General features: G+C 43.0%; 3 protein-coding genes. All 3 read left to right on the top strand.

Going from position 1 to position 5,728, the window contains the following annotated elements; genetic code table 11:
- The first annotated feature begins 312 nt into the window (after positions 1–312).
- Positions 313–2,187, top strand: coding sequence for a methyl-accepting chemotaxis protein (locus B3M51_RS07060; RefSeq protein WP_292757877.1), 1,875 nt, complete (start codon positions 313–315; stop codon positions 2,185–2,187).
- 81 nt (positions 2,188–2,268) lie between these two features.
- A complete protein-coding gene (locus tag B3M51_RS07065) occupies positions 2,269–4,311 on the top strand; it encodes a PAS domain-containing protein (protein ID WP_292757879.1) in 2,043 nt (680 codons plus the stop codon).
- Positions 4,293–5,728 (top strand): hybrid sensor histidine kinase/response regulator (locus B3M51_RS07070; protein WP_292757881.1); only part of this gene is annotated, 1,436 nt, incomplete at its 3' end. The genes B3M51_RS07065 and B3M51_RS07070, both read left to right, overlap by 19 nt.

Consider the following 5,728-nt stretch of genomic DNA (forward strand, 5'->3'; position numbering starts at 1 on the left):
ACGTTCCTGACGTTTTTGTAGTTTTTCTAAATAAGTGACGAGCAACGTAGAGTGGCGCTTTTTCAGTCACAACCCGCAGGGGTGGGGCTATTTTTCCGCCTAACTACGTTGGAATTGATTTATGTAGAACAACCACATTGCAACATTTCCGCCTTGTCGGACACAAAAATAGCCTCCAGCAGTGGTGGCTTTGTAATATCAACAGTCCCTAATTCAATTGGCTGCTTTTTTTAATGTGAATTTTTAAAGTTTTACCCCAGGAAGACGATAGAGGAATTATTAGGAAATAATCCCGTTACCCCTGGAGACACTATGTTGAAGTCATTATCAGTCAAAGCAAAAATGTTGCTGTTAAGTAGTCTTATGGTTGTCGGGATTATCATTCTGGCAGTGATCCTTAGCCTTGGCATGCATTCGCTTGTACAAATTGGTCAATCTGCTGCATTGAGTCTTCAGGCTGAAACCACGATGCGAAACCTAAGAATAGATGAAAAAGATTTCCTGCACCGTCAGGATCTGAAATATCAGACTGAATTTAATGACAATATCAGCTTGATAACACAACAGCTCTCTCAGTTGGATTCCGATCTGCAATCGGAAAATATTCAGATTGAACAGATTCCGCAACTGCTCACTTTAATCGAAAAATATCACACCTCATTCAATGAGATAGTAGCTTTACGGCAGACTATCGGACTCAGTCATAAAGAAGGACTTTATGGCAATCTCCGCCGTTCCGTCCAGGAAGCAGAAAAGATGCTTGGCAATTTCCAAAATGATGCTTTATTGAAAGATATGCTGATGCTACGCCGTAATGAGAAAGATTTTATGTTGCGTAGAGATGTGAGTTACGTCGAAACCTTTAATAATAACCTCAGCGTTTTTTATCAGAATTTACAACAAAGTTATTTAAGTGACTTTGAGCAACGCCAGATATCAGATTTGATGAGCAAATACAGCGATGACTTTACCCAGCTGGTCAATGCTGAACAACAATTTGGCTTTAACGAAGATTTAGGTCAGATTGGCGAAATGCGGTCAATTGTTTATCAAATACAGGACTTACTTAATAACACATCGGAGCAAATAACCGATGAAGTTGTGGCGCACGAAAAATCCATTTTTATTACAGCTATTATTTCAATTGCGCTGATTTTAGTTATTTTGATTTTGTTATCCCAATTCATCAGTCGTAGTGTAGTGAACCCCATAAACTTGCTTGCTGAAGTAATGAAACGGGCACAGCAAAATAAAGATCTCACAGAGCGCGCAGATGTAGAAGGTAAAGATGAAATAGTACAGATGGCGCATGTTTTCAATCAGATGATGGGCGTTTTCAGTAACCTGATTCAGGAAGTCTTTGACTCTTCCAGACAGCTCAACGTGGCTGCTGAAGAATTAACTGTCATTACCGGTCAGACAAGTCGTGGTGTAATGAGCCAGCAAAGCGATAGTGAACAGGTTGCCACTGCAATGAATGAAATGGCGGCAACCGTTCAGGAAGTGGCACGTTATGCCTCACAGGCAGCTGAGGCTTCGCGTACAGCAGATAATGAAACCAAAGCCGGAAAACAAGTGGTGATTGATGCAATTGATGGCATCAAGCAACTGGCAAAACAGGTGGAAATGGGGGCAGTATCAATCAAAGATTTACAAAAAGAGAGCGAAAATATTGGTAGTGTATTGACCGTGATTCAAGGGATTGCCGAGCAAACCAATTTATTGGCTTTAAATGCAGCGATTGAGGCTGCCAGAGCGGGTGAGTCGGGTAGAGGATTTGCCGTGGTGGCAGATGAAGTCAGAACCCTTGCCAAACGTAGTCATGACTCCACTGAAGAAATCAAAAAAATCATTGAACGCCTGCAAAAAGAAGCCGAAAAATCGGTTCAGGTAATGGATGAAGAGCTTGAACAGGCTAACCGCAGTGTTGAGAAAGCAGAGAAAGCCGGTGAATCTCTGGACGTTATTGCTGAATCAGTTGCATCTATTCGTGATATGAATACGCATATTGCCAGCGCGGCAGAAGAACAGTCAGCAGTAGCTGAAGAGATAAACCGAAATATTGTCAGTATCGCTCAGGTTGCTGAAGAAAATGCTGAAAGCACCAATCAAACCACTTTAACCAGTCAGGAACTGGCCAGACTGGCGAATGGCCTGGAAACACAAATTAGTCAGTTCAAAATTTAAGATTTCACTAGCCGTTCAGGCTTACTCTGTTATATCTTTGTTAGCAGTGTAGGCCTGAATTAACCAGAAGTGGGTGACAAATTGAGTAATAACTCTGAGGCTCATGATTATCTGTTAACCGTGCTAATGAATCAGCACAATCAAGCTGTTTTTATCTTTCGTGATAATTTACTGTTAACCGCAAACTCAGAGGCATTGCGTTTAATTAAAGCCTCAGACGAAAACGATATCATTGGTTTACCATTTGAAGCATTTTTTGCCGAAGAACTTGATAAAAACGTTTTCATTCCAAAATCCCCATTTCAGTCACCATTAACGCTTATCAGTACCCATGATGCACAACGCTATCCTGCGACGCTAGTGCGTGATGATGATGACAACAAATTACTGGTTATTTTATCAAGTGAAATTTTGCCTGGGCCGGCCCAACAATGGGTTTCATCTGATTTAGGGGCATCACCTACCTTAATAGGTCATTGGATCTATCACTCAGATACGGATTATTTATGGTGGGGACCACAAGCATTTGAAATTTTTGCAAAATCAGCTGATAACTTTACTCCAACGCTACCGGGGCTGATGCAGCTTGTTCACCCAAACGAAAAAGATCATGTTTCTCGCCTTTTTAAGACCGCGATTGAAAACCAGACTGATATTGACTTGTGTCACCGCATATTAACTGCAGAAAACCAGGTGCGCTTTGTACGGCAAAGAGCAACCTGGATGCCAGAAAAAAATGAATTGTTTGGCACCGTATTGGATTTGACCGACATACGCCAGCAAATCAGCCATACTGACCATTTGTTGCGTTTAATGGATGAAACCCAGCGAATCGGCCATATGGGGAGCTGGGAAATCAACTTGCTCAATGACAAAGTCATCTGGTCTGAACAAACGGCCGAATTATTCGGGATAACGCTGGAAGAATTTGAGGGCACAATAGAAAGTTTTCAGCAGTTTATTCTGCCAGAAGATATAGAGCCTCTTGAGTCAGCGCGGGCAAAACCCAGTAATAGCGGCATAGTTGAAGCTGAATATCGAATTACCCGTAAAGACGACGCAACCATTCGCTGGTTATTTGAATGTGGCAAATCAGTCTTTAATGGCAGTGGCCAGGAAATTCGTCGCCTGGGCATGATTATCGATATCACTGAACGTAAACGCCTGGAGATGATACAAAAGCTGGAATCCAGTATGGTTGAAGCCGTGGCTTCTTCACAGGATTTACATCAGATTATGGAGCAAATTGTACTGGGGATCGAAGAAATTCTGCCCCATACCATCGCTTCCATTTTGTTGATTGATGAAGAGAGTAAACGTCTGCTGCATGGTTCAGCACCAAATTTACCCGTCAGTTATAACGATGCTATTCATGGCGAGCCTATAGGCCCTGTAGCGGGCTCATGCGGAACAGCCGCCTTTCTTAAACGACCCGTCATTGTATCTGATATTGAACATGATCCTCTGTGGGAAAATTATCGCAACTTTGCACTGGCTTATGATTTAAGGGCTTGCTGGTCTCATCCCGTGTTCGATGAAAAACAGAATGTTATCGCGACTTTTGCCATTTATCACAACACGGTAAAAACCCCGGAACCCGAGCAGCTTGATACTATCGAGCGTATATCAAAAATTATTTCTATTGCCATTTCCAAGCACCGCAATGAAGAACGAATTCGTCGTAGCGAAAGCCGCTTTCGTCAAGCATTTCAGGACGCGGCTACCGGTGTTGCCATTGCCTCAACAGACGGCCGTTTTCTGGAATGCAATCAAGCTTATTGTGAAATGCTGGGGTATTCCGCTGAAGAACTGACGCAACTGGATTTTCATCAGCTTACCCATCCCGATGATAAAGAACAAAACCAGCAGGAAATAAGCGATATTCTGCTTGGTATCCTTGATAGCCGTATTCTGGAAAAACGCTACATCCATAAAACCGGAGAAACGGTCTGGGCAAGATTAAGTATCACCTTGCAACGTGATGACAGTGGCAATCCGTTGCATCTTATTGCCATCACAGAAAATATTACCAATACCAAGCTTGCCGAGGCNNCAACCAGCGGATTGAATTTGCCAGCCTTATCCATCCAGATGATCGCGAGAAGATGTATGTTGAAACAATAAAAGCAATTGAGCAAAACCAGCCGTTTCAGGTCGAGTATCGAATAATTCATAAAGATAGTGGTATTCGCTGGTTTTGGGAGCAGGGTAGCGGTGTAAGAGATAAAGACGGCAACATAGTAGCGATTGAAGGCTACATGACCGATATTACGCTGCAAAAAGAAGCAGACGCCAATATTAGGGAGAGTGAGCAACGCTTTCAATTATTATCCAAAGCAACCAACGATGCGATCTGGGACTGGGATCTGCTGACAAACGAACTTTGGTGGAGCGATAGTTTTGCAACCTTGTTTGGCATTGATACCCAATCAAAAAAACCTTCTATTAAAGGCTGGGAAAAACGCATTCATCCTGATGAGCGTAATCGAGTCCTAAACAACCTTAAGCGAGCAATTGAAACCCAACAGCAGAGCTGGTCAGAGAACTATAAGTTTCAACGTCAGGATGGGGACTATGCAGATGTTATTGACCGGGGTTATGTTATTTACAATAACGCTAACGAAGCAATCCGAATGGTTGGTGGTATTACGGATATAACCGATCGTCTTGAAATAGAAGAAAAATTACGGCAATCCCAACGATTGGAAGCCGTTGGTCAATTAACCGGTGGCGTCGCTCATGACTTTAATAATTTGTTGACAGTCATTGTCGGCAATGCCGAAATTATTACTGAGTCACTTGCCAGCGATTCCAAACTACGTGGCCTGTCTGAAATGATCCAGGAAGCAGCAGACCGCGGAGCAGAATTAATTCGCAGTTTGCTGGCCTTTTCCAGAAAGCAGGCACTGGATCCAAAACATATTGATGCCAATCAATTATTAAATAATTTTCAGGGGTTACTAAGCCGATCAATTGGCGAGGCGATTCAGCTTGAGCTGGCGTTGGAACCAGATCTCTGGTTGGCGCAGGTAGATCCGGGACAATTGGAAAATGCACTGTTGAATCTGGCCATCAATGCGCGTGATGCGATGCCATCAGGTGGCAGGTTATTAATTGAAACACTCAATGTTTCACTCTCCGAAGACTATGGTTCACAACACGATGTTACCCCGGGTGATTATGTCATCATTGGGGTGTCAGATACCGGGGTAGGTATTGCTCCAGAGAATCTGGATAAAGTGTTTGAACCGTTCTACACCACAAAAAGCAAAGATAAGGGTACCGGTCTTGGTTTGGCGATGGTCTATGGATTTGCCCGACAGAGTTATGGTCACATAAACGTTTATTCGGAAGTCGGTCAGGGAACGACCATCAGACTGTATTTACCCCGCTCACCTGAGGAGGTTGCGACGGCAGAAAACGCTTCTGTACTGCATATTCAACCGCAAATCGGCAATGAAAGCATACTTGTTGTTGAAGATGATGAATTGGTTCGCAATTATGTTATTTCGCAATTGGAGTTTATGGGATATAAGGTAAT

It is taken from the genome of Methylophaga sp. UBA2689, assembly GCA_002354555.1.
GTDB lineage: Bacteria > Pseudomonadota > Gammaproteobacteria > Nitrosococcales > Methylophagaceae > Methylophaga.

Bases quoted from the DNA above. Each gene is read 5' to 3' on its own strand.
- B3M51_RS07060 (WP_292757877.1), top strand. From the start codon at position 313: ATGTTGAAGTCATTATCAGTCAAAGCAAAAATGTTGCTGTTAAGTAGT.